Origin of the sequence: Maribacter sp. HS (genome assembly GCF_048059195.1) — a bacterium.
Taxonomy (GTDB): Bacteria; Bacteroidota; Bacteroidia; order Flavobacteriales; family Flavobacteriaceae; genus Maribacter; species Maribacter dokdonensis.
Map to the genome: position 1 here is coordinate 192,839 of NZ_JAYLVV010000006.1, position 23,851 is coordinate 216,689.

Sequence of the window (23,851 nt, forward strand, 5' to 3'; positions counted from 1 at the left end):
TGAGTAAAGGTAAACAAAAAGGATGCCTAAAAAATATAGCTCGTTCTATTGTCTAATTTATGGGACAATAATTATGAAAACGAACTTTTTGTACTTAAATTTGCTCAAATTTTGATAACCTAAAGGTCTACACGCACATGTCAAAAGACATTCGAATTAAGAAAGGGCTCAACATTAATCTGGTGGGCGCCGCAGAACAGACTACTTCAAAAGCTGTTTTAAGTAATGTTTACGCAATACAGTTAAGTGATTTTCACGGAATTATTCCTAAGATGATGGTAAAACAAGGTGCCGAAGTGAAAGCGGGCGAGCCTTTGTTCTATAACAAAAACATAGAGAGTATGGTTTTTGTTTCGCCGGTAAGTGGTGAGCTCATCGAAATTGAAAGAGGGGATAGAAGACGTATTTTGACCTTAAAGATATTAGCGGATAAAACACAAGAGGTACTTTCAGGTGCTGCTATAGATGTAGAAAATGCATCTAAAGAAGAGTTGAAAGCAACGTTGTTGAAAAGTGGCTGCTGGCCATTTATCAAACAAAGACCTTATGATGTAATCGCAAATCCGGATACTACGCCTAAGGCTATTTTTATTTCCGGTTATTCAAGTGCTCCGTTACAGGCAGATTTGAATTATGTGTTACAGGGTAAGGAGAAAGAATTGCAAACTGCCATAACAGCACTTGGTAAGTTAACGCCAGGTAAAGTTCATGTTTCGGTAGGTTCAAGTGCTTCACCACTATCATCTATGAAGGGTGTTGAATTGCATAACGTATCTGGTCCCCATCCTGCAGGGTTGGTGGGTACTCAGATCAATAAAGTAGATCCTATCAATAAAGGAGAGTTGGTTTGGACCGTATCTCCACAAGATCTTATTATTATAGGTGAATACTTGCTTACGGGAATATACAATCCAGAGCGTATTGTAGCCCTTGTTGGGTCTTCAGTAAAAGCACCAAAGTATTATTCAACAAAAATAGGTTCTGAAATCTCTACATTTCTTTACGCAAGTGGTGTAAATGAAGAAAACTTTAGGGTGATCAATGGAGACGTGCTTACAGGTTCTAAAAGTAAGCCAGATGGCTTTTTGGGATACTATAATAATACGGTATCGGTTATTCCTGAAGGGGATGATTATGAGTTCTTTGGATGGAACAAGCCGGTTTTTGATAAAGTTTCTGCAACTAGGGCTTTGACGTTCTCTTGGATGCAGCCTAACAAGAAATATGATTTAAATACCAATACCAACGGGGAACATAGGGCTTTCGTGGTAACGGGGCAATATGAAAAAGTATTTCCAATGGATATTTTTCCAATGCAGCTTTTAAAAGCATGTATGGTGAAAGATTTGGATGAAATGGAGCAATTAGGTTTGTACGAAGTGGCTCCTGAAGATTTTTCGTTAACTGAGTTTATATGTATTTCTAAACAACCGCACCAGAAAATTATTCGTGAGGGGTTAGATTTATTGCAAAAAGAAATAGGATAAGAAATGAGTTTAAAAAGCAAATTACACGAACTTAAACTGAAGTATCAGGGTAAGAAAATGGCTCCTGCCTTTAATGCCATTCATACTTTTTTGTTTTCGCCAGATGAGACTACCCATGCAGGTGGTACACATGTTAAGGCGGTAGATGATTTAAAGCGTACCATGAACACGGTAATTATGGCGCTGGTACCGGTGTTGATATTTTCAATGTTCAATGCGGGTTATCAATATTATTCTGCTATCAATGGTTTTCCTGAGGAATTTTCGTTGATGAACGATTTCCTTACTTGGGATAATTTTTGGATCGGTATTATTAAGGTTTTGCCATTAGTTGTGGTTTCTTATGCTGTAGGTCTAATAGTGGAATTTATTTTTGCTGTTATCAAAGGTCATGAGGTTGAAGAAGGTTATTTGGTTACCGGTATGTTGGTTCCATTAATTGTTCCTGTAGATACACCACTTTGGATGTTGGCGGTGGCCGTAGTTTTCGGTGTTGTAATCGGTAAAGAGGTTTTTGGTGGAACGGGAATGAATATTCTTAATCCTGCCTTAACAATTAGAGCATTTTTATTCTTCGCTTATCCAACTTGGATGAGTGGTGATAAAGTTTGGGTTTACGGCGCTAGAGAACGTTCAGAAGAGATTCTGGCAGGAGCTACAAATGTGGATGCCTACTCTGGTGAGACCATATTAGGATTTTTAGCGCAAAACAAAGGTGCGGAGATGTCCTATTCTGTTTCGGATATGTTCTTCGGATTTATTCCTGGTTCTGTTGGTGAAACATCTGCTTTCCTGATTTTATTAGGAGGTTTGTTTTTGATATTCACAAAAATCGCTAGCTGGAGAATAATGCTAAGTGCTGTAATCGGTTCATTGGTTATGGGCTTAATATTCAATCAAGTTGTTGAATTTGGTTGGGTTGCAGAATCTAGTAAGTTCTACGGTTTAATGAGTTTTGATTTCTGGAAACATTTAATTGTGGGTGGTCTTGCCTTTGGTATTGTTTACATGGCAACTGATCCTGTAACTGGTTCTCAGACAAATAAGGGCAAATGGTACTATGGTTTCTTTATAGGGTTTATTTCTGTAATGATCCGTGTATTCAACCCTGCATACCCAGAAGGTGTGTTCTTAGCTATCCTATTAATGAACGTATTTGCACCTACAATTGATCATTATGTGGTTAGGGGCAATATCAAGAATAGAATGAAAAGATTAAAAGATGCTACTATCTATCCAAAAGATTCAGATGGTAAGGCAGAAGAACTTAAAGCTGAAACAGTTTAATTATGGCTAATAAAACAGATAGTAACGTTTATACAGTAGTTTTTGCTGCTGTTATGGTTGTGGTAGTTGGTTCAATACTTGCATTCTTGGCATCGGCATTGCGACCAAATATCAAAGAGAATGAGCGTTTTGAAAAACAACAGAACATTTTATATGCAATGGGTGTTAACGAAAATGGTGATGATGCCGGTAGCGTTAATTTTATTCCAACAGATGTGGTTGAAGACGAGTTTGCTAATTATATCAAGGAGCAATTGGTAATTCAAGGTGATAAAATCACTGAGGACAATGAAGCTTATTTGATTGATTTAAAAAAGCAATTGGCCAACATTAAAAAGGGAGAACCTTATAAGTTGCCAGTTTTTATCGGTGAGAAAGATGGGAAGAAATTCTACATCATTCCTATGTACGGTAAAGGACTTTGGGATGCTATTTGGGGCTTTATCGCTTTAGATGATACTATGACGGTTCAGGGTGTTTATTTTGATCATAAAGGTGAAACGCCAGGTTTAGGTGCCAACATTAAAATGCGTTATTTCATGGACGATTTTAAGGGTGAGACCATACTTAATGGAACTCAATACGCTGGTATATCCGTAGCAAAGGGAAATAATGATCCATTGAATAAAACAAAAGATGATAATGAGGTAGATGCCTTGGCGGGCGCTACTATTACCGGTAACGGTGTTTCTGCTATGATCAGCGAAACTGTCAAATTATATAAACCTTATTTAGAAACAATTAGAGCAAAGTAATATGGCACTACTATCAAAAAAAGATACAAATCTTATTACAGATCCGTTAGCGGATAACAACCCTATTACCATTCAGGTGTTAGGTATCTGTTCAGCATTGGCAATTACGGCAGAACTAAAAGCATCTTTGGTGATGGCAATTTCTGTAATGTTCGTATTGGGTGCGGGTAATGTTGTAATCTCTTTGATGAGAAACATTATACCTTCAAAAATTAGAATTATTGTTCAACTAATTGTAGTTGCTACATTGGTAATTATTGTGGATCAAGTGCTAAAGGCATTTGCTTATGAGCTAAGTAAAACCCTGGCGGTTTTCGTAGGGCTTATTATTACCAATTGTATTATTATGGGACGTTTTGAGGCATTTGCATTGGCAAACGGTCCTTGGCGTTCATTTTTAGATGGTATTGGTAACTCTTTAGGTTACGGTGTTATTCTAATCATCGTAGGGTTCTTTAGAGAACTTTTAGGTTCGGGAACATTGTTCGGTATTCCGGTTTTAGGTGATCCAATTGAAAAAACAGGATTGTACGCTACAGGTTATGAGAATAATGGTTTTATGATTATACCACCGGCAGCGTTAATAGTTGTTGGTATTATCATTTGGGTACAACGTTCAAGAAATCCTGCGCTTGTAGAAGAAAATTAAACGACATTTAAGTAGAAATTATGTTAGAACATGTAGAATTATTTTTTAAGTCCATCTTTATAGATAACATGGTATTTGCCGTGTTCTTGGGGATGTGTTCTTATTTGGCGGTATCAAAAAAAGTTGCTACTGCTGTTGGTTTAGGTGCTGCTGTAATATTCGTATTGGCGGTTACCGTACCAATGAACTGGTTATTGGATAAGTATTTACTACAGGATGGTGCCTTGGTTTGGTTAGGACCTGAGTATGCTGATTACAATCTTAGCTTTTTATCGTTTATCTTATTTATCGCAACCATTGCAACAATGGTGCAATTGGTGGAGATTGTAGTTGAGAAATTCTCACCTTCCTTATATAACTCATTGGGTATATTTTTACCGTTGATTGCTGTAAACTGTGCAATTTTGGGTGGATCGTTATTCATGCAGGCAAGAGAGATAGAAACTTTTGGTTTGGCATTTAATTACGGAGTGAGTTCTGGAATTGGATGGTTCTTGGCTATTTTGGCAATTGCTGCCATTCGTGAGAAAATTAGATATAGTAATGTTCCTGCACCGTTAAGAGGTTTAGGTATTACATTTATCATTACTGGTTTAATGGGAATTGGTTTTCAAAGTTTCGGTGGTATGTTGACCGGTGGCGGTGATGATGCTGAAGAGGCAACGGAACAAGTAAATCAAGTAACTCAGCCAGAAGTGGTTGCACCAATTGAAGAAGAGGTAGTAGTAGATAAGAACGAAGAAATTGACGAAAAAGTGATTTCTTATAACGACGTAAACAAATAATTATGATTTTAGCTGCAAGTACTGGCGGAACAATACTAATAACTGTTGTCGCATTTCTAATACTGTTGATGGTGTTAGTGGCATTGCTTCTGTTTACCAAACAAAAACTTTCTCCATCAGGTCCTGTGACCATTACTATAAATGGAGAAAAGAAAATTGAAGTTGCATCAGGTGGGTCATTATTATCTACCTTAGGTAACCAAAAAGTATTTTTACCATCTGCCTGTGGTGGTGGTGGAACATGTATTCAATGTGAATGTCACGTTCTTTCTGGTGGAGGTGAGGCCTTACCTACTGAAACTCCTCATTTTTCTAAAAAAGAATTAAACCATGGAGCACGTTTGGCCTGTCAGGTTAAGGTAAAGCAAGACATGGAAATTACCATCCCAGAAGAGGTATTCGGTATTAAGAAATGGCCTGCGAAAGTGGTTCGTAATTATAACGTTGCTTCTTTTATTAAGGAATTTGTAGTTGAGATTCCAGAAGATATGGGCTATAAAGCTGGTGGTTATATTCAAATTGAGATTCCTGAGTGTGAGGTTAAGTATGCTGATATAGATATTACCGCTCACCCAGAAGAGCATGAAACTCCAGATAAGTTCCAAGCAGAGTGGGATAAGTTCAACCTTTGGCCTTTGGTGATGAAGAATCCAGAAACGGTTGAGAGAGCTTATTCAATGGCTTCTTTCCCAGCTGAGGGTAGAGAAATTATGTTGAACGTACGTATTGCTACTCCGCCATGGGATCGTGCTAAGAACGGATGGATGGATGTTAACCCTGGTGTTGCGTCATCTTATATCTTTAATTTGAAGCCTGGTGATGATTGTACAATCTCCGGTCCTTACGGTGAATTCTTCATCAATGAATCAGATTCAGAAATGTTGTACGTAGGTGGTGGTGCAGGTATGGCGCCAATGCGCTCTCACTTATATCACCTATTTAAAACTTTAAAGACCGATAGAAAAGTAACTTACTGGTACGGTGGTCGTTCTAAAAGAGAACTTTTCTACTTGGATCATTTCTATAAGTTGGAAGAAGAGTTTCCAAATTTCAAATTCTACTTGGCATTATCAGAACCATTAGAAGAAGATAATTGGAAAGTAAAAGAGAATATAGATGCACCTGGTGATGGTTTCGTAGGTTTCATACACAATTGTGTAATTGATAATTACTTAAGTCTTCATGAGTCTCCAGAAGATATTGAACTTTATTTCTGTGGACCACCGTTAATGAACAAAGCTGTTCAGAAAATGGGTGAAGATTTCGGAATTCCAGATGAACATATACGTTTTGATGACTTTGGAGGATAAGCTATAAGTTGTTGAAATAGAATAAATTAACCGGTATGTAATGTATCGGTTTTTTTTATAATTTTATTTAGATATGCACGTATTAACAGAACAGGAGCTTCACAATTTGGCAATGAATATTGTTGGGAAGCAGTTAGAGGAAGCAGGGTTTGAGTTTTTAGCGGTCAATAGTGAATTGCGTAAGAATCCGCAATTTGTTTGTACCAAGGATAAGAAGATGCGTTTTATTGTGGTTAAGGCAATTGAATATCCAGGTGATCCCAAGGATTTAGATTTTTTTATGTCCGATTTAAAGAAAATGAAAGAACACGCCCTTAAGTTTGAGGCAACTACATTTTATGCAGGTGTGGGGTTGGTGAATGCAGCTGACCATAATTTACCGGTGTATTTAGATGAGGAGTATATTGTTGATTATGATGGTTTGGTAGAAATATGAAAAAGTTCTTTTTAATAATTGGTTTGCTTGCTGTTGGTCTTCAATCGTGTAAATTCGGCAATGATAGTTTTGTCCGTAATGATAATGTTGGTGGAGCCTTAGGTACTTCATATAGTATTATATCCTTTACAGAGAATAAATCCGACTTACAACCAGAAATTGATTCAGTATTTGCGGTCATTAACCAATCGTTATCTACATATATTCCAGAGTCGGATATATCAAGGGTCAATAATGGTGATAGCACTGTGGTTGTAGATGCTATGTTCAAGGAGGTTTTACAGCTGTCACAAACCATTCATGAACAAACAGATGGCTTCTTTGATCCTACTGTTGGAACATTGGTGAATGCTTGGGGTTTTGGACCTGAGCAAAAAATAACTATGGATAGTTTAAAAGTGGATAGTCTTTTAAATTATGTTGGTCTTGACAAGGTTTCTTTAAATCAGAATAATCAAATTATAAAGACCGATAGTCGCATCTATTTAGATTTTAATTCAATTGCCAAAGGTTATGCAATAGATAGGTTGGCTGCCATGTTAAATGCTAAGGGAATTCAAAACTACTTAATAGAAGTGGGTGGTGAACTTGTAGCGAAAGGTAAAAACGTGCTTAAGAATAAATCTTGGGTAGTAGGTATTGATGACCCTGAAATGGATATAAGCAGGGCAACCAAGATTTTAATCAATTTAAACGACAAGGCATTGGCTTCGTCAGGAAATTACCGTAAATACAGGGTAGATGAGGCAACTGGTAAAAAATATGTGCATACCGTAAATCCTAAAACCGGTTACACGCAATTATCCAATACACTAGGCGTAACCATTTTGGCGGATAATTGTGCTACGGCAGACGGTTATGCTACCGCTTTTATGGCGATGGACTTAGATGAGGCGTTTAAGGTAATCAGTGAGAATAAAAGTTTAGAGGCTTATATCGTATACATAGATGAGCATGGTGATACTCAGGAATATATGACACAAGGATTTAAATCGTTAGTAGTGGAATAATTATTTCTTTACTAATGGAATGATTTCACCAGGAGCTAGTCGGTATCTATTTATTTCTTCTTGGCTCAAAAGTTTTGTGAAATTTATTTCTTCGACCGTAAAACCAATAGTTCTCAATTTATTGAAATAGTCTCTACCATAAATTCGAACATGGTCATATTGACCAAAAATCTTTGCGCGTTCTACTTTGTCCGTTATAGAATCATCTTCAAAGGTGTTTTCCCTATTTAAGTCTTGTGGTATTTGAAAAATGCCCCAACCGCCTGGTTTTAAAATTCTATATAATTCTGACATCGCTTTGGTGTCATCTGGTATGTGTTCTAATACATGATTGCATAAAATTACATCGAACTTGTTGTCTTCAAAAGGCAAGTTGCATATATCTGCTTTAACGTCCGCTAAGGGAGAATTTAGGTCTGTAGTTACGTAATTCAGGTTCTTTAATTTTCTAAATCTTTTATAGAAAGCTTGTTCTGGCGCAAAATGTAATACGTGTAAACGGGCTGTAAAAAAGTCCGTTTCCTTTTTCAGAAACATCCATAGCAATCTATGTCTTTCCAAAGATAGGGTAGACGGAGAAAGCACATTTTCCCGCGGATTTTCATAGCCATATGGTAGAAAACTTCTAAAGGTGTTGCCATCAATTGGATCTTCATAGGTGTTGCCCCGGTAATAAGCCTTAAAAAATGGTTTCACCAAATAGCTAAGTGAAATTAATACCGGTCTAGGAACAAGGTTGAGAAAAAATTTAAAAATTTTTTTCATGCTTGTTGACTAGCTTTTTACGATGGAAGAAGTAAACTCATCTTCTTCATCACTTTCAATACCCAAGGCTTCATAAATGTATTTAAAAGTCGATAATAGCTCTGGTTTTCCATTCACAATAGCAACATCATGCTCAAAATGGGCGCTAGGTTGACCATCTGCGGTAAGTATCGTCCATCCGTCTTTAAGTTGTTTAATATTTTTAGTACCCATATTGGTCATAGGTTCTATAGCTACCGTCATACCTTCAAGAAATTTTTTACCTCTTCCGCGTCTACCATAATTTGGCATTTCAGGACCTTCGTGCATTTTTCTTCCCAAACCATGACCAACCAATTCACGTACCACTCCGTAGCCATGGTCTTCCGTAAATTTTTGAATAGCATAACCTACATCACCAACACGGTTACCTACTTTAAATTCACGTATGCCAACGTAGAGTGATTTTTTAGTGACCTCAAGTAGTTTTTTTACCTCAGGGCTAACTTCGCCTACTTCAAAGGTGTAAGCATGATCACCGTAGAATTCGTTTTTTAAAGCACCGCAATCTATTGAGATGATATCACCTTCTTTCAATGGTGTATTATTTGGAATACCATGTACCACTTGTGCATTAGGGCTCATACATAACGAGTTTGGAAAATCATATAAGCCTAAAAAGCCAGGTACTGCACCATGATCGCGAATAAAAGTTTCTGCCATAGCATCTAACTGAAGAGTCGTAACTCCCGGTTTAACTTCTGCAGCGATCATTCCCAAGGTCTTGGAAACGATCAAGGCGCTTTCTCGCATTAATTCAATCTCTTCAGCTGTTTTTATTTTAATCGTGCTCATGATGTGCTAATGGGTTGGTTATGTAATTATACCAAAGAATTTTGGGTCATAAATTTTGATTGTTCAACGCCCATTAATTTTAATATCGTTGGTGCAATATCACCTAGTACACCATCTTTGATTTGATGAATATCCTTGTCCACCAAAATTAATGGTACAGGGTTGGTGGTATGTGCCGTGTTAGGTGAGCCATCTTCGTTGATCATGGTCTCACAGTTACCGTGGTCAGCAATTACGATTACGGAGAAATCTTTTTCTATAGCTGCGGTAATAACGTCTTTTGCGCATTCGTCAACAGTTTCACATGCCTTGATCGCGGCATTCATGTCACCGGTATGACCAACCATATCTGGATTCGCAAAGTTCAAGCAAATAAAATCTACATCTCCTTTTTTGATTTCAGGGATGATTTTATCCCTAATCTCAAATGCACTCATTTCTGGTTGCAGATCGTATGTAGCCACTTTTGGTGACGGACATAATATACGCGATTCTCCTTCAAAAGGAACTTCTCTACCGCCATTGAAAAAGAAAGTAACGTGTGGATACTTTTCTGTTTCGGCAATTCTTATTTGTTTTTTACCTGCATTGGATAAAACCTCACCTAGCGTTTCTACAATATTGTCCTTATTGTAGACAACATGAACATTGTTGTAAGATTCATCATAATTGGTAAGGGTAACATAGTAAAGATCAAGTTTGTGCATATTCTGTTCATGCATATCTACTTGACTTAGCACTTGGGTCAATTCTCTACCACGGTCAGTTCTAAAGTTAAAGAAGATAACCACATCGCCTTCCTTTACAGAAGCAATAGGAGTACCGTCCGTATTGGTCATTACGATAGGTTTAATAAACTCATCAGTAATATCGGCATCATAGCTTTTTTGGATTGTTTTGCCGATATCGGTAGATTTTTCACCTTCGGAATTTACAATTACATCGTAAGCTTCTTTAACGCGTTCCCATCTTTTGTCGCGGTCCATGGCGTAATATCTACCAATAACCGTTGCCAATTTTGTGTTTTTATCAGAACCGTATGCTACAATGTCTTCTAGAAAGCCTTTTCCACTTTTTGGGTCAACGTCTCTACCATCGGTAAATGCATGTAAATACATATTGTTTACACCAGATTCTTTTCCAGCAGCTATTAAACCCTTAATATGGTTTGTATGGCTGTGTACACCACCATCGCTTAACAAGCCTAAAAAATGAACATCTTTGTTGTTTTTCTTCGCGTAGTCAAAAGCACTTTTTAAGACCGGTTCTGAACTTAAGGTGTTTTCGTTGACCGCCTTATTTATTTTGGCAAGATCTTGATAAACTATTCTACCGGCACCTAAGTTCATATGACCTACTTCGCTATTTCCCATTTGACCTTCTGGCAAACCAACATTCATTCCGTCGGTCAACAAATTGGAATTAGCATATTTGGTATATAAACTATCTATAAAAGGAGTATTGGCTTTATCTACTGCAGATACTTCTGGATCTGGAGATTTGCCCCAGCCATCTAATATCATTAAGATTACTTTTTTGTTCATCTTTATTAGGTTTTAAGGCTACAAAAATACTATGATCTATTAAGTTAAGCTACTACATTACCTACCTTTTTTGTAAAGCTGGAGTAACACAACAAATTTGTAGTCTGTGTTAAGATTTGTTTGTTAAAGTTTAGTTATAACAATGTTAAAGGCTGAAACAATTTATGTAGACAAGCGTCTTTTAAATGTACGCTATTGTACTTCATCAATTAAAATCAATCATCATGAAAAAAGTAATTCTAACATTATCCATGGTAGCACTTACCATGGGGTCAACAATTTTGGCTGCAGACAAAACTAGCAACGCTACAGATTCTAACACAACACTTGTAAAAAGGGTAAACATCAGTTCATTTTGTAAAGCGGTAATTAAGGGAGATTTAGAAACGGTTAAGCGCTTAATTGACCTTGGCGAAGATGTAAATCAAAAATCTCTAGGTATGACACCGGCCATGTTTGCTGCCCGTTATAATAAGGTGGATGTTTTAGAAATTCTCCTTGATAATGGTGCGGATCTAAATCTAAAAAGTAACCAAGGCTATACCGCGAAACGTTATGCGGAATTATCAAATGCAACCGATGCTCTTGAACTTATTGAAATTGCAGCTGGCAGTTAATTATTTCAATTATTGTTGTAATTGAAAAAGCTTAAAGAACGAGAATGTCAATTTGACACTGTATAAGTGTTAAATATATATTATTTAATTCTTAAATTTAAGAATATCTTAATGATTTATATGTAAATTTATAATATTGATAATTTTAACACTAAATAAAATATAAATATTATGAAAAAAGTAATTACATTTTTATTCTGTATAGGGGTGTTCTCGATAGCTAATGCCAATGTAACCGGTATTGAAAATTCTAATACATATACTATTGAATCTATTACCGTTAATGATGAAATTAGTTCATTATGTAAGGCGGTAATTAAGGGAGATGTGGATAAGGTTAGAAGTTTAATAGCAACGGGGGCGGAGCTTAACGAAAAATCTTTAGGACTAACACCGGCGATGTATGCTGCACGTTACAATAAGGCAGAGGTATTAAAAGTTTTATTGTTGAACGGTGCAAATTTAAACATTAAGAGTGATCAAGGCTACACTGCTAAAGACTATGCCAAGCAATCTAATGCTAAAGATGTATTAGAAGTTATAAAGCAAGATTCTTAAGAAATTAGAAAATTAAATTTGAAAAGGCCCATTGAAATTTCAATGGGCCTTTTTTTAATTAATACAAAATTCTACTCCAAATAGTGTTCAGGTAAAAGAGTAAAACGCGTTAAAAATCAAATCCGTTTACGGCTCTAACAACGAAGGCATACATTGCCATAAATATCATTAGGGCGCAAAACACCGAGTAGACTTTTAAAAATGTAACCAATATTTCTGGTTTACAGTTTTCAAATGCCTGCACGTACAAGTTTTTGAAATGTGTAATTGTTCCCATTATAGTGTTCTTCTATGATTAAATCATAGCTATAAAGGCAATAGATAAATGGTAAAATAAGCTTGGGACTTACCCAAAGTTACAAAAATATTGGTAGCGTATAGCGAGCACTAGATGAAGTGTAAAAAAAATCGGATTAACCTTGATTTTTATACTTTGCTATGGCTTCTTTTATTTTTTCTATTCTATTTTCTGGATCAGGGTGGGTACTTTGAAATTCAGGAGTACGGTTGGGTCCGCCCGCTGCTTTTAAAATTTCCATAACCGTGATCATTTCATAAGGATCATATCCAGATTGAATCATAAAAAGAACGCCAAGTTCATCACTTTCCAATTCATCGCCCCTCCCATTTTTTAATAAAGTACTTTGACCTATGCTGCCAACAATACTTCCCATGTCTCCGGCACCAACGGTTGCACCCATGGTCGCTGTTTGCCATGTTTGGCTATCAGCTATTCTTTCAGCGGAATGTCTACCTATTACATGACCTATTTCATGACCTAGTACTCCGGCCAATTGAGCTTCGGTCAATTGTGAGAATAAAGCGTAGGTAATAAAACATTGTCCGCCTGGCAATGCAAAAGCATTAATGGTCTGGTCATCTGCCAATAAATGAAAGTCATATTCATATGGCGTTTCCCTAGCGATACTATTTTGAACCAATTTGTTGCCTACCGATGATACAAACGACTGTAAACGTTGGTCTGGGTAGAGTCCGCCATGTTGTTGAGCCATCTCTGGGGCACTTTGTAATCCTATGGCAATTTCTTGATCAGGGGTCATTGTAATATGCTGTGATCGGCCTGTATAAGGGTTCTCTTCTGTATTGCTGCATTTCTGTATAAAAGCGAAGGCAACAATGGCCAAACCAATGAATATTCTAATTTTCCAACTTCCTCTTCTCATCGTAATGTGTTATAGTACAAGCTCTAATGTACAAAATGCTTATAATAGCTTCCTATTGATATCTAAAATATTATTTTGAATGTAAGACTTTAAAAAGTTCATTGTAAAATGCTCTGCACCATAATAATCTTCTCTAATTATAATTGAGGCAACATTCTTACTTCTAAATTGCTCAAGCATAGGTATTGATAATGGAGCATAACTATAGTGCCATGGTTCATACTTAAAACCTCTTCTTTTAGGTTCATTGGTGTAAACTAAATAAAAACCATAAGTTTCAGAGTTTTCATCCATCCATTTTTTAAAATCAACATAGGGTCCGTCACCTTCGTACTTATGTGGTACCAATACATCGCCATCTACTTTTCTGTAACCGTCCACAACATCTATATCAGTACCCCAATGATGTCTACTTGTACCGGGTATAGTAGAATATTCAATGATTTTATCAATAGCTTCGGTAGGGTTCATGCCATCATCATCTGTATATTTTAAAAATTTACGCTCAAAAATTGCCTCTTGTCTATCGTAGCTTCTATAGCTTGATACAATTTTTAAATCAATACCATCTTTATAAGCGGCCTTTTTCATTTCAATAAAAGCATCGTGTGCTTCTTTGCGTAGATTGATTCCCTTACCAAAAAGTTCAATATCTTCTTTACCCATAAGCTCTAGAATACCATATTCCTTTTCTTCTTGAATAAATAATGTGGGCGTTAAGGCAAGAGCCAAGGCTGCCGAACTACTTTTATTAATAAACGTTCTTCTTTGCATATCTGAATATTGAGGTTAATGGAGCAAAATATTTGCCAAACTTTATCAAAAGAAAAAAACTAGTGAAAGTGGTCAATTCATTCCATAATAAAGTAAAAATAGTAAATCTTGATCTTAAAAGATGTAAGATTAGTTGTCTTCCCTTGTGGTAAGGTATAAATACCCTTGATGTCTGAGATTTATATCATTTAGGGTAACTATATAAAAATAAATACCCGATGGTAAACCTATATTCTTTGCAATGACACCGTTGACATTGGATATTCCATTGAATTCGTTGTTATAATTCTTCATTGAATATACCATTCTACCGTACCTGTTAAAGATTTGTAGGGTATTATTTGGTGAGCCTTCTATACCTTCTATGACAAGAAAATCATTGATGCCATCACCATTTGGCGTCATATAATAATTGTCTAAAGATATGTTCTCAACAGTTTCCAGAAGATCGGAATTACCACCAATGGTTATGATTTCGTAATCACTTGGTATAAAGTCTTCGGAGGTAATAGAACCGCTATTAAAATCTCCCTCTACATTGGTATTGCCCAAATTGACCCATACTTTGTCTATAATGCTCCAACCTACCACTTTTAGGTCTGTAATAAAATCACCATAAAGGCTGGTATTGCTATCTTGGTCCCATGTTAAGGTTACTTTTGATGGAATACTACCTTCTAAATGCCAGAATTCATATTCGCTAACCGATAAAAATTGATTTTCGGTCAAACTGGTATCAAAAGTAGTACCTACAATACTAGGAGTATTAGGGTCTTCAAAATAATAGGCAGCTTTAGTATAATCGTTTGAACTTTCTGAGGAAATGGTCAATGGTCGTAACTTATCGAACTGACCAATAGGGAAAGTGAAGTCGGTTTTATTACTCATAGCCGCATAGCCATCTACCTTTGTGGTATTGCCTTCGCCTATATAAAATGAATCGTTTAGAAAATTAATATTGACATCTGATGCTGCCCTATTGGTCACAACATCACCTGTGATGAAATTGGCATTGTTTAAGACACCCACGGTATTATCAACATAAAGATCATTATCTACGGCAATCTCAAAATCATAGAAAATAGGATTTGATCCGCCAGATATGGTCAAAGCTTTATCCATGGCATAAAAACCCACTAGACCTTTGTTTTGGTTAAAAGCTCCGTTATTTATTACATCCATGTGAAAACCTACAAGTCCGTCATCATGAATTTGGATATTACCATAATTATGTACGGCATCTTGACCGTAGCTGTATATGGTACAGAGAGCAATGCATATGGAATGTATTAAGGTGTAGGTATTTCTCATAAACTTATCTATGTGCTTCATAAATTACAACTACCCCATCGGCATAATTATCTGTATTCAATGTAAAACCTGTAGAGGTGAATGCGGTAACCGTCGCTGTGGTCAAGCCTAATTTATCACCATTTTGGTTGGCGTATCTTACACCGATACTATGTGAATCTGAAGCATATCTAGAAATATCGTTAATAGAATTTCCGCTACCCCCATTAAAGATTACTTGCTCGGTAATAGAGCCATTATCATCCCTAGCAAATCCTTTCATGCTACCATAAGCGTTAGGTAGACCTGTTTCATTGTTTCTGGTACCGTTATCGCTGTCAATATTAAAATCCTCTACGTTGGCATAAGCAACAAACGATACTGAAGTTGGTTGAAAAGGAATTCCGCTAACCGATAGTGTACCGGATCCGGATATTCTAAAAGTGCCGGTATAGGTAGTTTTCTGCCCCATTTGATTCCAAGAAGTGCCATCAAAAACATATACTTGATTTGTATCCGTATTAAAGACCAATGATCCTTTTGCGGCGTCTGTAGTTGCGTTTATATCAGCCGTTGTGGCATTGGTTAACCCAAGCAATAATCCACTTTCCAATTGGGCATTGACAATGAAACCGGTTAGAAAGATGATAGAATATAGGATGTAATTTTTTAATCTCATTTTTATAAATCTAAAACAGTGAACATAAATTCAGAATCAAATCTTGAACGGTCTGTGCCACCGTTGTCATTATCACCTATGATTACCTCAAAACTAGTTGCGGTTTGGTTGGAGTAGGAGATACCAGGGTCGTCGTTACCAGCACCACCTCTTCCAGGTTGTGTTAATTGAATGATATAATCTGCATCAGATACCGCACCCGAAGGTAGTGTAACTCTGTAATAACCAACACTGATTCTAGTTACGGTAACTCCAGCTGTTGCTTTGGCGACCCCACCAGCAGCACTTATTTTTCCAATGGCTTTAATCGGACTCATAGAATTTACCCATTCAGTACCAGTAGCTGTAGAAGTTAATACTTGACCAGCGGTACCAGGGGAATCATTTTCATCTAGTAAAGCACCTTCTAATTCTAAAGTTTCGTTTATGATTACTGATGTGTCACTACTGGTTTCTTCGATTTTCATGGCTTCTATACCACCAACAGTAAAGGCAATTTCGTCAGCTGCAGGTCTAAACATACCGGTATTGGTATCATCATTAAATCGGTATGCCGGTTCATTTTCTGTTCCATTAGAATTTAAAACTCCTTGAGAACGAATTGCTCCTGAAACATGAAGCTTGTTTGTTGGGCTTGAAGTTCCTACGCCCAAACTATTGCTGCTGGAATTCCAGAATAATTGACCGTTATTTTCGGTTGGAGTACCATCTGCTCCAGCAAAGAAAACAGATCCAGTAATACCGGTATGAGATAAATCTGATAAAGGAACGTCTAAGTCTCCGTTAGAATCAGATATTCTTAAGAAGTCAGTGCCAGCAACATCAACAGTAGAAAAACTAGTGTTGGTTTCATTGGTGGCACTTAAGTCCTCGTCTGCAGTGTTATGTGCGGCAATAGCGGCTGAATTTGATGAAATTGAATTATTCTGAGTTGTTTGCTCCGCTTCCAGATTGTCAATATCTGTTGCATTGGTTGTTATTGAATTGTTCTGTGTTGTTTGCTCGGTTTCCAAAGCATCTATATCGGCAGTATTTTGGTCCACATCGGCTCTTAATGCCGTGTCGTCATACGCCAATCCGCTGATGTTCACGGTTTGGTCACCACCAAGGTCGGTTACGGTAAGGTCCGTTCCGTCGAAACTGATACCTGTATTATATTCGTTGGAATCGCTCAAGTCTCCATCCGCACTGTTGTGCGCTGCAATAGCTGCAGCGTTAGTGGAGATATCGGTTGCATTCGTAGCAATGGAATTGTTCTGCGTAGTCTGTTCCACTTCTAGATTATCAATATCCGTAGTATTGGTTGCGATATTGGTATTCTGCGTAGTCTGTTCCGCTTCTAATGCATCGATATCCGTAGCATTCGTGGCAATGGAATTGTTCTGAGTTGTTTGCTCCGCTTCCAGATTGTCAATATCTGTTGCATTGGTTGTTATTGAATTGTTCTGTGTTGTTTGCTCGGTTTCCAAAGTATCTATATCGGCAGTATTTTGGTCCACATCGGCTCTTAATGCCGTGTCGTCATACGCCAATCCGCTGATGTCCACGGTTTGGTCACCACCAAGGTCGGTCACGGTAAGGTCCGTTCCGTCGAAACTGATGCCCGTATTGTATTCGTTGGAATCGCTCAAATCGCCATCGGCAGTGTTATGTGTGGCAATGGCTGCAGCGTTAGTGGAGATATCGGTTGCATTGGTTGTTATTGAATTGTTCTGTGTTGTCTGTTCCGCTTCCAATGCATCGATGTCCGTAGCATTCGTACCAATAGAATTATTCTGCGTAGTCTGTTCTGCTTCAAGATTATCAATATCGGTTGCATTGGTTCCTATTGAATTGTTTTGAGTCGTTTGCTCGGTTTCCAAAGCATCGATATCCGCAGTATTTTGGTCCACATCCGCTCTTAATGCCGTATCGTCGTAAGCCAATCCGCTGATGTCCACGGTTTGGTCACCACCAAGATCTGTTACGGTAAGGTCCGTTCCGTCGAAACTGATACCTGTATTGTATTCGTTGGAATCGCTCAAATCTCCATCGGCAGTGTTATGTGCGGCAATGGCTGCTGTGTTAGTGGAGATATCTGTTGCATTGGTTGCTATCGAATTGTTTTGCGTTGTTTGCTCAGCTTCCAGATTGTCAATATCTGTTGCGTTTGTAGCGATATTCGTATTCTGAGTGGTTTGCTCGGTTTCCAAAGCATCGATGTCCGCAGTATTTTGATCCACATCCGCTCTTAATGCCGTGTCGTCATACGCCAATCCGCTAATGTCCACGGTTTGGTCGCCACCCAGATCGGTTACGGTAAGGTCTGTTCCGTCGAAGCTGATACCTGTGTTATATTCGTTGGAATCGCTCAAATCTCCATCGGCACTGTTATGTGCTGCAATAGCTGCAGTATTAGTGGAGATATCCGAGGTGTTTGTTGCAATGGAATTATTCTGCGTAGTTTGCTCTGCTTCCAATGCATCGATGTCCGTAGCATTCGTAGCAATGGAATTGTTCTGAGAGGTTTGTTCGGTTTCCAACGCATCTATATCGGCAGTATTTTGGTCCACATCGGCTCTTAATGCCGTGTCGTCATACGCCAATCCGCTGATGTCCACGGTTTGGTCACCACCAAGGTCGGTCACGGTAAGGTCTGTTCCGTCGAAGCTGATGCCGGTGTTATATTCGTTGGAATCGCTCAAATCTCCATCGGCACTGTTGTGCGCTGCAATGGCTGCAGTGTTGGTGGAGATATCTGTTGCGTTTGTTGCAATATTGGTATTCTGATTTGTCTGTTCCGTTTCTAAGTTATCAATGTCCGAAGCATTTGTTGCTATGGAATTGTTTTGAGTCGTTTGCTCGGCTTCTAAAGCATCGATGTCCGCAGTATTTTGGTCCACATCGGCTCTTAATGCCGTGTCGTCATACGCCAATCCACTGATGTCCACGGTTTGGTCACCACCAAGGTCGGTCACGGTAAGGTCCGTGCCGTCGAAGCTGATACCTGTGTTATATTCGTTGGAATCGCTCAAATCTCCATCGGCGCTGTTGTGGGCAGCAATGGCTGCTGTGTTAGTGGAGATATCGGTTGCATTCGTAGCAATTGAATTGTTTTGTGTTGTCTGTTCTGCTTCCAGATTGTCAATATCTGTTGCGTTAGTTGCTATCGAATTATTCTGCGTAGTCTGTTCCGCTTCCAATGCATCAATGTCCGTAGCATTAGTAGTAATGGAATTGTTTTGTGTTGTCTGTTCTGCTTCTAGGTTATCAATATCTGTTGCGTTAGTTGCTATCGAATTATTCTGTGTGGTTTGTTCGGTTTCCAAAGCATCGATATCGGCAGTATTTTGGTCCACATCGGCTCTTAATGCCGTGTCGTCATACGCCAATCCACTGATGTCCACGGTTTGGTCACCACCAAGGTCGGTCACGGTAAGGTCCGTGCCGTCGAAGCTGATACCTGTGTTGTATTCGTTTGAATCGCTCAAATCACCATCGGCAGTGTTATGTGCAGCAATTGCTGCTGTGTTAGTGGAGATATCGGTTGCATTGGTTGTTATTGAATTGTTCTGTGTTGTCTGTTCAGCTTCCAATGCATCGATGTCCGTAGTATTCGTGGCAATGGAATTGTTCTGAGTTGTTTGCTCCGCTTCCAGATTGTCAATATCTGTTGCATTTGTTGCAATGGAATTGTTCTGAGTAGTCTGTTCTGCTTCTAGGTTATCAATATCTGTGGCGTTTGTAGCGATATTCGTATTCTGTGTGGTTTGCTCGGTTTCCAAAGCATCGATGTCCGCAGTATTTTGGTCCACATCCGCTCTTAATGCCGTATCGTCATACGCCAATCCGCTGATGTCCACGGTTTGGTCGCCACCAAGGTCGGTCACGGTAAGGTCCGTTCCGTCGAAGCTGATGCCTGTGTTATATTCGTTTGAATCGCTCAAATCTCCATCGGCAGTGTTATGTGCAACAATGGCTGCAGTGTTGGTGGAGATATCTGTTGCGTTGGTTGCGATATTGTTATTCTGCGTCGTCTGTTCCGCTTCAAGGTTATCAATATCTGTGGCGTTTGTTGCAATATTGGTATTCTGAGTTGTCTGTTCCGTTTCTAAGTTATCAATATCAGTTGCATTTGTTGCAATGGAATTGTTTTGAGTCGTTTGTTCTGCTTCCAGCGCATCGATGTCCGCAGTATTTTGGTCTACCTCGGCTCTTAATGCCGTATCGTCATATGCCAATCCGCTGATGTCCACGCTTTGGTCGCCACCACCATCGGTCACGATAAGGTCCGTTCCGTTGAAACTGATACCTGTATTGTATTCGTTGGAATCGCTCAAATCTCCATCGGCGCTGTTGTGGGCAGCAATGGCTGCAGCGTTAGTGGAGATATCCGAGGCATTAGTAGCAATGGAATTGTTCTGTGTTGTTTGCTCCGCTTCAAGATTGTCAATATCCGTAGCATTAGTTGCTATTGAATTGTTCTGAGTAGTTTGCTCTGCTTCTAAGTTATCAATATCTGTTGCGTTTGTAGCGATATTCGTATTCTGAGTTGTTTGTTCGGTTTCCAGCGCATCGATGTCCGCAGTATTTTGGTCCACATCGGTTCTTAATGCCGTGTCGTCATACGCCAATCCGCTGATGTCCGTACTTACATCGCCACTGGCATCCGATACCGTTAAATTTGTTCCGTCAAAAGTGATGGCTGTATTGAAGTCATCTGTAGCATCTATATCTAAGTTTGCAGGTAGGTCGCTTAAATCATTAAAGCTTCCGGAGAAGTCATCAGCAGCATTTTGATCAAATGCCGATAAATCTACTACAGTTGCATTGGGGTCGTTAGATAAAGTAAGTACGCCCGATGTATAATCCAAGGTCTGTATTTCATTTTGGGCATCTGCATCTGCATCATCCACATTGATGGTAAGGGCATTGCCATTATCAATACTGATATTACCTGGGGTATTATCGGTTTGTAAATTTTGGTTGTCGGTTACAGCTATTGAAATAACGGTTTCTATTCCGTTTTCATTGGTGTACGTGTATGTACCGTCGCCATTATCAATAAGTGTAGATATGGTTTGTGCCGCTCCGTTAAAAGTGATCGTATTACCGTTGCCATCATCTAGGGTTATGGTGCCGTCACCATTATCTGTAAAAGAAAAATCGTTGGTATTATTACCGTCACAAAGGTTAGTCCATACCGTTCCGTTGAAATAATGAACACATTGGGTATCGGTATTGTACACTACTGCACCGTTCAAAGGGGTAATGGCCTGCATTTGTGCGGTGGAAAGTCTGGTAAGCACAAAAGCTTTGTCCGTACTCTCTAATTCTACAATAGAAGCTGAATGAATAGTGTTAGGGTTCTGACCTATTTTTACTTGTGCCGTGGCACAGAAAGAAATAAATGAGAAGAATAAAAGAAATTTAATTTTTGAAGACATTTACAATGTGGGGAATATGTTAACATCTGTAAAAATAAAGGGGACTTTGTAAGAAAAATAGAATATGTTGTGTACTTAGGCAAATATGTTGGGAATGTAGACAAGTGTTTCATTTCAACCTAGTAATCTGCGCTTTATCTAATGGTTGTGGGGTGTAGCGGTTATTTTAAAATAATAAAAAGTAGGAAAAATCGCATTAAAATAAAGATTGTCTCCTGTTCTTTTACTATATATTTTATCGTGTTAAATACAAGAAGCCTTGGTAATTTAAATCTTCATCTGGAATGTGGATAGTGTAAAAATATACACCGGTAGGTAAACCCTCTTCCGCACCAAAAGGTACATTGTCCAAATTGGAAAAACCTACAAACTCATTGGTATAATTCGTTTTTTCAAATACTTTGAGTCCGTAACGATCATAAATTTGAACAAAGTTACTGTTGAATTCCTCCAACTCCTCAATATAGAAGGTGTCGTTAACCCCATCGCCGTTTACCGATACAAAGAAGTTATCAATAAAAAGGACATCTTTTGCAAGAGGTTCATAGGGTTCTTTTGATGTGCCAAAGGTAATAATATCGAATTCATCTGGCAGTATTGATCTTGTGGTTATGAAGCCTTCGGTAATTGTGCCAACAGGGGCACTTCTAGATAAATTTACCCATTGCTGTTGTGCCTTGCTCCATCCCACAGGTATGATCAAAGAAACATCATTTGTAAGTCTAGATAGATTACTACGTAGGTTCCAGCTTAAAGAAACCGTTGAGGGTACCGTGCCTTCTAATTGCCAAAATTCGGCTGTACTAACCAATTCGACATCAAAAGCCTTGGTAGCGGTATTGTAGGTGTTTGCCAAGGAAACAGGATTGTTGGCATCTTCATAGAAGTAAGCACTTTTAGCGAAAAGGTTAACACTTTCAGATATTAGAATTAGAGGCCTTAAATACTCGTTGTCCCCAATAGGAAAGCCAAATTCTTGCTGATTGGTGATAGCCGCATAGCCTTCAATTTTACTAAAGTCATTTTCACCGTTGTAAAAAGAATTATCTACAAAATTATAGAAAATATTAGGTTGTGATAGGTTAGTAAGAATGTTACCAAATATAAAGTTGGTATTACTAATATTGTCCACACCTAAATCTAACTGCATATCATTTTCCAATGCGAGCTCCATATCATAGAATTGTGGTGTTACCGTTCCCGAAACGGTAATGCGTTCTGAACCATAAAAACCAGCCAGCCCAAGGTTGTTGTCCATGGGAGATTCATTAATGAAATTGGTATGGAAACCAATACTGCCACCGTTATGAATGCGCAAATTGCCATTATTATATAGGGCAGATTGTGCAGAAACAATAGCCGTGCATAAAAAGAAAAATAAGAAGGCTATGTTTTTCATTAGTCGTTCTGCTTTTCTAATAACATGGTTTTGATCTCTTCCATTTGGGTTTTTAAAACCTCTAATTCTGAACTCATGCTAGTATTGGCTTTTTGGAGCTCTTTAATTTTCTTTTCTTGTTCAATAGTGTGAAGGAATAATTCTTCTATTTTTTCAAGGTTGACTCTAGAGGATTCGCTCACATTCCAAAACCCTTGTTCTTTTACTGCTTGTGCAGATTGAATGCCGGGTAAGTGATTGTTCTCTTTTACAAAAGCTTCTATTTCAGCTAATGTTTTAAACGTATAACTAGGGTTTAAAATGGAATTGCCCAAGAAGTATTTTTGGAAAACGTAGTCTGGTACTATGTTAATTGCTGTGGCGAAAATTTCTCCTTCCGCTCTTATGTCTCCGTTTACGTGAAGTTTAGCAGTAGGAATAGTTAAGCCTATGCCAACATTACCATCATCAATTATTCTTAATCTTTCTAAACTATTTGTCGAAAATGCCAATTCAGATTCAGCCGGTAACCACATTCCAGAATTTAAATCGTCTTGAAAGCGATAAGCCGGTAGACTAGCAGCTCCGTCACCATTTGCAATAGTACTTGCTCTAATTTGACCGTTTACATCTAGTTTAGAATCTGGATTAGGGGCTCCTACCCCTAACTTAAGTGTGGTATTATTCCAAAACAATTGATCATTGTTTTCCGCTATACCACCTGTACCATCGGAAAATAAAATTGAACCTGTATTGGCAGGGTTGGTAAGGTCTTGCCATTCTACGTTTGCACCGTTGGTTGCAAGAAATTGCCCGTCCGTAACACTTGCTTCTATTTTAGCGGGGGTAACGTTATCGTCAAGGATTTTTAAGGTTGTGACGGCATCATCGGCAATACCAAGATCTACTGTGTTTCCGTTACCGATCAGGGTCGCGTCCGTATTAACATTGCCTGCGACCGGATCAGCCCAAACGACATCTGTTCCGTCGGTAGTAAGGATCTGTCCGTCCGTAGCGCTTGCTTCTATTTTGGCAGGGGTAACGTTGTCGTCAAGGATTTTTATGGTTGTGACGGCATCATCG

At 38.4% G+C, this 23,851-nt stretch carries 20 protein-coding genes and 1 pseudogene; 10 read left to right on the plus strand and 11 right to left on the minus strand.

The features are described 5' to 3' along the window. The first annotated feature begins 137 nt into the window (after positions 1 to 137). From VBZ51_RS15755 to VBZ51_RS15790, 8 genes are all read left to right on the plus strand, one after another. On the plus strand, positions 138 to 1,487 hold the full coding sequence (locus VBZ51_RS15755) for a Na(+)-translocating NADH-quinone reductase subunit A (RefSeq protein ID WP_286814174.1): 1,350 nt from the start codon (positions 138 to 140) through the stop codon (positions 1,485 to 1,487). Between the two features lie 3 nt (positions 1,488 to 1,490). After that, on the plus strand, positions 1,491 to 2,774 hold the full coding sequence (locus tag VBZ51_RS15760) for an NADH:ubiquinone reductase (Na(+)-transporting) subunit B (RefSeq protein ID WP_058106059.1): 1,284 nt from the start codon (positions 1,491 to 1,493) through the stop codon (positions 2,772 to 2,774). A 2-nt stretch (positions 2,775 to 2,776) separates the two neighbouring features. After that, a complete protein-coding gene (locus tag VBZ51_RS15765) occupies positions 2,777 to 3,529 on the plus strand; it encodes a Na(+)-translocating NADH-quinone reductase subunit C (RefSeq protein WP_058106060.1) in 753 nt (250 codons plus the stop codon). A gap of 1 nt (position 3,530) precedes the next feature. Further along, positions 3,531 to 4,178: an NADH:ubiquinone reductase (Na(+)-transporting) subunit D gene (locus VBZ51_RS15770; RefSeq protein ID WP_036156129.1), complete on the plus strand. Its 648-nt coding sequence runs from the start codon at positions 3,531 to 3,533 to the stop codon at positions 4,176 to 4,178. 20 nt (positions 4,179 to 4,198) lie between these two features. Beyond that, positions 4,199 to 4,963 carry an NADH:ubiquinone reductase (Na(+)-transporting) subunit E gene (nqrE, locus tag VBZ51_RS15775; protein ID WP_058106061.1) on the plus strand — a complete coding sequence of 255 codons (765 nt, stop codon included), beginning with the start codon at positions 4,199 to 4,201 and terminating at the stop codon, positions 4,961 to 4,963. A gap of 2 nt (positions 4,964 to 4,965) precedes the next feature. Next, complete coding sequence (nqrF, locus tag VBZ51_RS15780) at positions 4,966 to 6,273, plus strand: NADH:ubiquinone reductase (Na(+)-transporting) subunit F (protein WP_058106062.1); 1,308 nt, start codon at positions 4,966 to 4,968, stop codon at positions 6,271 to 6,273. 73 nt (positions 6,274 to 6,346) lie between these two features. Further along, the gene (locus tag VBZ51_RS15785) at positions 6,347 to 6,709 is read left to right on the plus strand and encodes a hypothetical protein (RefSeq protein ID WP_058106063.1); all 363 of its coding nucleotides are present in this window, start codon (positions 6,347 to 6,349) and stop codon (positions 6,707 to 6,709) included. Continuing rightward, positions 6,706 to 7,719: an FAD:protein FMN transferase gene (locus tag VBZ51_RS15790; RefSeq protein WP_416577548.1), complete on the plus strand. Its 1,014-nt coding sequence runs from the start codon at positions 6,706 to 6,708 to the stop codon at positions 7,717 to 7,719. Before VBZ51_RS15785 ends, VBZ51_RS15790 begins: the two co-directional genes overlap by 4 nt. Here VBZ51_RS15790 and VBZ51_RS15795 read toward each other — a convergent pair whose 3' ends face one another. The 3 genes from VBZ51_RS15795 to gpmI are packed head-to-tail and all read right to left on the minus strand — an operon-like array spanning position 7,720 to position 10,862. Beyond that, positions 7,720 to 8,484 (minus strand): class I SAM-dependent methyltransferase, encoded by a 765-nt coding sequence (locus tag VBZ51_RS15795; protein ID WP_416577549.1) that lies wholly within the window; start codon positions 8,482 to 8,484, stop codon positions 7,720 to 7,722. Between the two features lie 9 nt (positions 8,485 to 8,493). Further along, the gene (gene map / locus VBZ51_RS15800; protein ID WP_091602217.1) at positions 8,494 to 9,318 is read right to left on the minus strand and encodes a type I methionyl aminopeptidase; all 825 of its coding nucleotides are present in this window, start codon (positions 9,316 to 9,318) and stop codon (positions 8,494 to 8,496) included. A gap of 26 nt (positions 9,319 to 9,344) precedes the next feature. Further along, entirely contained in the window at positions 9,345 to 10,862 is a 1,518-nt protein-coding gene (gpmI, locus tag VBZ51_RS15805) for a 2,3-bisphosphoglycerate-independent phosphoglycerate mutase (RefSeq protein WP_416577550.1), read from the minus strand. A gap of 224 nt (positions 10,863 to 11,086) precedes the next feature. Here gpmI and VBZ51_RS15810 point away from each other — a divergent pair, with 224 nt between their 5' ends. Continuing rightward, a complete protein-coding gene (locus tag VBZ51_RS15810) occupies positions 11,087 to 11,479 on the plus strand; it encodes an ankyrin repeat domain-containing protein (protein ID WP_416577551.1) in 393 nt (130 codons plus the stop codon). Between the two features lie 171 nt (positions 11,480 to 11,650). Then, entirely contained in the window at positions 11,651 to 12,037 is a 387-nt protein-coding gene (locus VBZ51_RS15815; protein WP_091602222.1) for an ankyrin repeat domain-containing protein, read from the plus strand. A gap of 109 nt (positions 12,038 to 12,146) precedes the next feature. On the opposite strand, the gene VBZ51_RS15820 is transcribed toward VBZ51_RS15815, so the two are convergent. From VBZ51_RS15820 to VBZ51_RS15855, 8 genes and pseudogenes are all read right to left on the minus strand, one after another. Then, positions 12,147 to 12,314 carry a DUF6747 family protein gene (locus VBZ51_RS15820; RefSeq protein WP_172822512.1) on the minus strand — a complete coding sequence of 56 codons (168 nt, stop codon included), beginning with the start codon at positions 12,312 to 12,314 and terminating at the stop codon, positions 12,147 to 12,149. Between the two features lie 136 nt (positions 12,315 to 12,450). After that, on the minus strand, positions 12,451 to 13,221 hold the full coding sequence (locus VBZ51_RS15825) for a M48 family metalloprotease (RefSeq protein ID WP_416577552.1): 771 nt from the start codon (positions 13,219 to 13,221) through the stop codon (positions 12,451 to 12,453). A 39-nt stretch (positions 13,222 to 13,260) separates the two neighbouring features. Next, entirely contained in the window at positions 13,261 to 13,995 is a 735-nt protein-coding gene (locus VBZ51_RS15830) for a M15 family metallopeptidase (RefSeq protein WP_416577553.1), read from the minus strand. A gap of 129 nt (positions 13,996 to 14,124) precedes the next feature. After that, positions 14,125 to 15,306 carry a gliding motility-associated C-terminal domain-containing protein gene (locus VBZ51_RS15835; RefSeq protein ID WP_416577554.1) on the minus strand — a complete coding sequence of 394 codons (1,182 nt, stop codon included), beginning with the start codon at positions 15,304 to 15,306 and terminating at the stop codon, positions 14,125 to 14,127. Between the two features lie 4 nt (positions 15,307 to 15,310). After that, a complete protein-coding gene (locus tag VBZ51_RS15840; RefSeq protein WP_416577555.1) occupies positions 15,311 to 15,964 on the minus strand; it encodes a hypothetical protein in 654 nt (217 codons plus the stop codon). A 2-nt stretch (positions 15,965 to 15,966) separates the two neighbouring features. Next, on the minus strand, positions 15,967 to 21,390 hold the full coding sequence (locus tag VBZ51_RS15845; protein WP_416577556.1) for a beta strand repeat-containing protein: 5,424 nt from the start codon (positions 21,388 to 21,390) through the stop codon (positions 15,967 to 15,969). A gap of 235 nt (positions 21,391 to 21,625) precedes the next feature. Further along, complete coding sequence (locus tag VBZ51_RS15850) at positions 21,626 to 22,789, minus strand: gliding motility-associated C-terminal domain-containing protein (protein WP_416577557.1); 1,164 nt, start codon at positions 22,787 to 22,789, stop codon at positions 21,626 to 21,628. Then, a pseudogene (locus VBZ51_RS15855) lies at positions 22,789 to 23,851 on the minus strand (hypothetical protein); the annotation flags it as partial. The gene VBZ51_RS15850 and the pseudogene VBZ51_RS15855, both read right to left, overlap by 1 nt.

What these genes read in the sequence shown, in the direction of transcription:
- VBZ51_RS15820 (WP_172822512.1), bottom strand. Translation starts at nt 12,314, where the DNA reads ATGGGAACAATTACACATTTCAAAAACTTGTACGTGCAGGCATTTGAA.
- map (WP_091602217.1), bottom strand. Translation starts at nt 9,318, where the DNA reads ATGAGCACGATTAAAATAAAAACAGCTGAAGAGATTGAATTAATGCGA.
- VBZ51_RS15785 (WP_058106063.1), top strand. Translation starts at nt 6,347, where the DNA reads ATGCACGTATTAACAGAACAGGAGCTTCACAATTTGGCAATGAATATT.
- VBZ51_RS15850 (WP_416577557.1), bottom strand. Translation starts at nt 22,789, where the DNA reads ATGAAAAACATAGCCTTCTTATTTTTCTTTTTATGCACGGCTATTGTT.
- VBZ51_RS15765 (WP_058106060.1), top strand. Translation starts at nt 2,777, where the DNA reads ATGGCTAATAAAACAGATAGTAACGTTTATACAGTAGTTTTTGCTGCT.
- VBZ51_RS15840 (WP_416577555.1), bottom strand. Translation starts at nt 15,964, where the DNA reads ATGAGATTAAAAAATTACATCCTATATTCTATCATCTTTCTAACCGGT.
- VBZ51_RS15845 (WP_416577556.1), bottom strand. Translation starts at nt 21,390, where the DNA reads ATGTCTTCAAAAATTAAATTTCTTTTATTCTTCTCATTTATTTCTTTC.
- nqrF (WP_058106062.1), top strand. Translation starts at nt 4,966, where the DNA reads ATGATTTTAGCTGCAAGTACTGGCGGAACAATACTAATAACTGTTGTC.
- VBZ51_RS15755 (WP_286814174.1), top strand. Translation starts at nt 138, where the DNA reads ATGTCAAAAGACATTCGAATTAAGAAAGGGCTCAACATTAATCTGGTG.
- VBZ51_RS15760 (WP_058106059.1), top strand. Translation starts at nt 1,491, where the DNA reads ATGAGTTTAAAAAGCAAATTACACGAACTTAAACTGAAGTATCAGGGT.
- VBZ51_RS15790 (WP_416577548.1), top strand. Translation starts at nt 6,706, where the DNA reads ATGAAAAAGTTCTTTTTAATAATTGGTTTGCTTGCTGTTGGTCTTCAA.
- VBZ51_RS15825 (WP_416577552.1), bottom strand. Translation starts at nt 13,221, where the DNA reads ATGAGAAGAGGAAGTTGGAAAATTAGAATATTCATTGGTTTGGCCATT.
- VBZ51_RS15830 (WP_416577553.1), bottom strand. Translation starts at nt 13,995, where the DNA reads ATGCAAAGAAGAACGTTTATTAATAAAAGTAGTTCGGCAGCCTTGGCT.
- VBZ51_RS15835 (WP_416577554.1), bottom strand. Translation starts at nt 15,306, where the DNA reads ATGAGAAATACCTACACCTTAATACATTCCATATGCATTGCTCTCTGT.
- VBZ51_RS15810 (WP_416577551.1), top strand. Translation starts at nt 11,087, where the DNA reads ATGAAAAAAGTAATTCTAACATTATCCATGGTAGCACTTACCATGGGG.
- VBZ51_RS15770 (WP_036156129.1), top strand. Translation starts at nt 3,531, where the DNA reads ATGGCACTACTATCAAAAAAAGATACAAATCTTATTACAGATCCGTTA.
- nqrE (WP_058106061.1), top strand. Translation starts at nt 4,199, where the DNA reads ATGTTAGAACATGTAGAATTATTTTTTAAGTCCATCTTTATAGATAAC.
- VBZ51_RS15815 (WP_091602222.1), top strand. Translation starts at nt 11,651, where the DNA reads ATGAAAAAAGTAATTACATTTTTATTCTGTATAGGGGTGTTCTCGATA.
- VBZ51_RS15795 (WP_416577549.1), bottom strand. Translation starts at nt 8,484, where the DNA reads ATGAAAAAAATTTTTAAATTTTTTCTCAACCTTGTTCCTAGACCGGTA.
- gpmI (WP_416577550.1), bottom strand. Translation starts at nt 10,862, where the DNA reads ATGAACAAAAAAGTAATCTTAATGATATTAGATGGCTGGGGCAAATCT.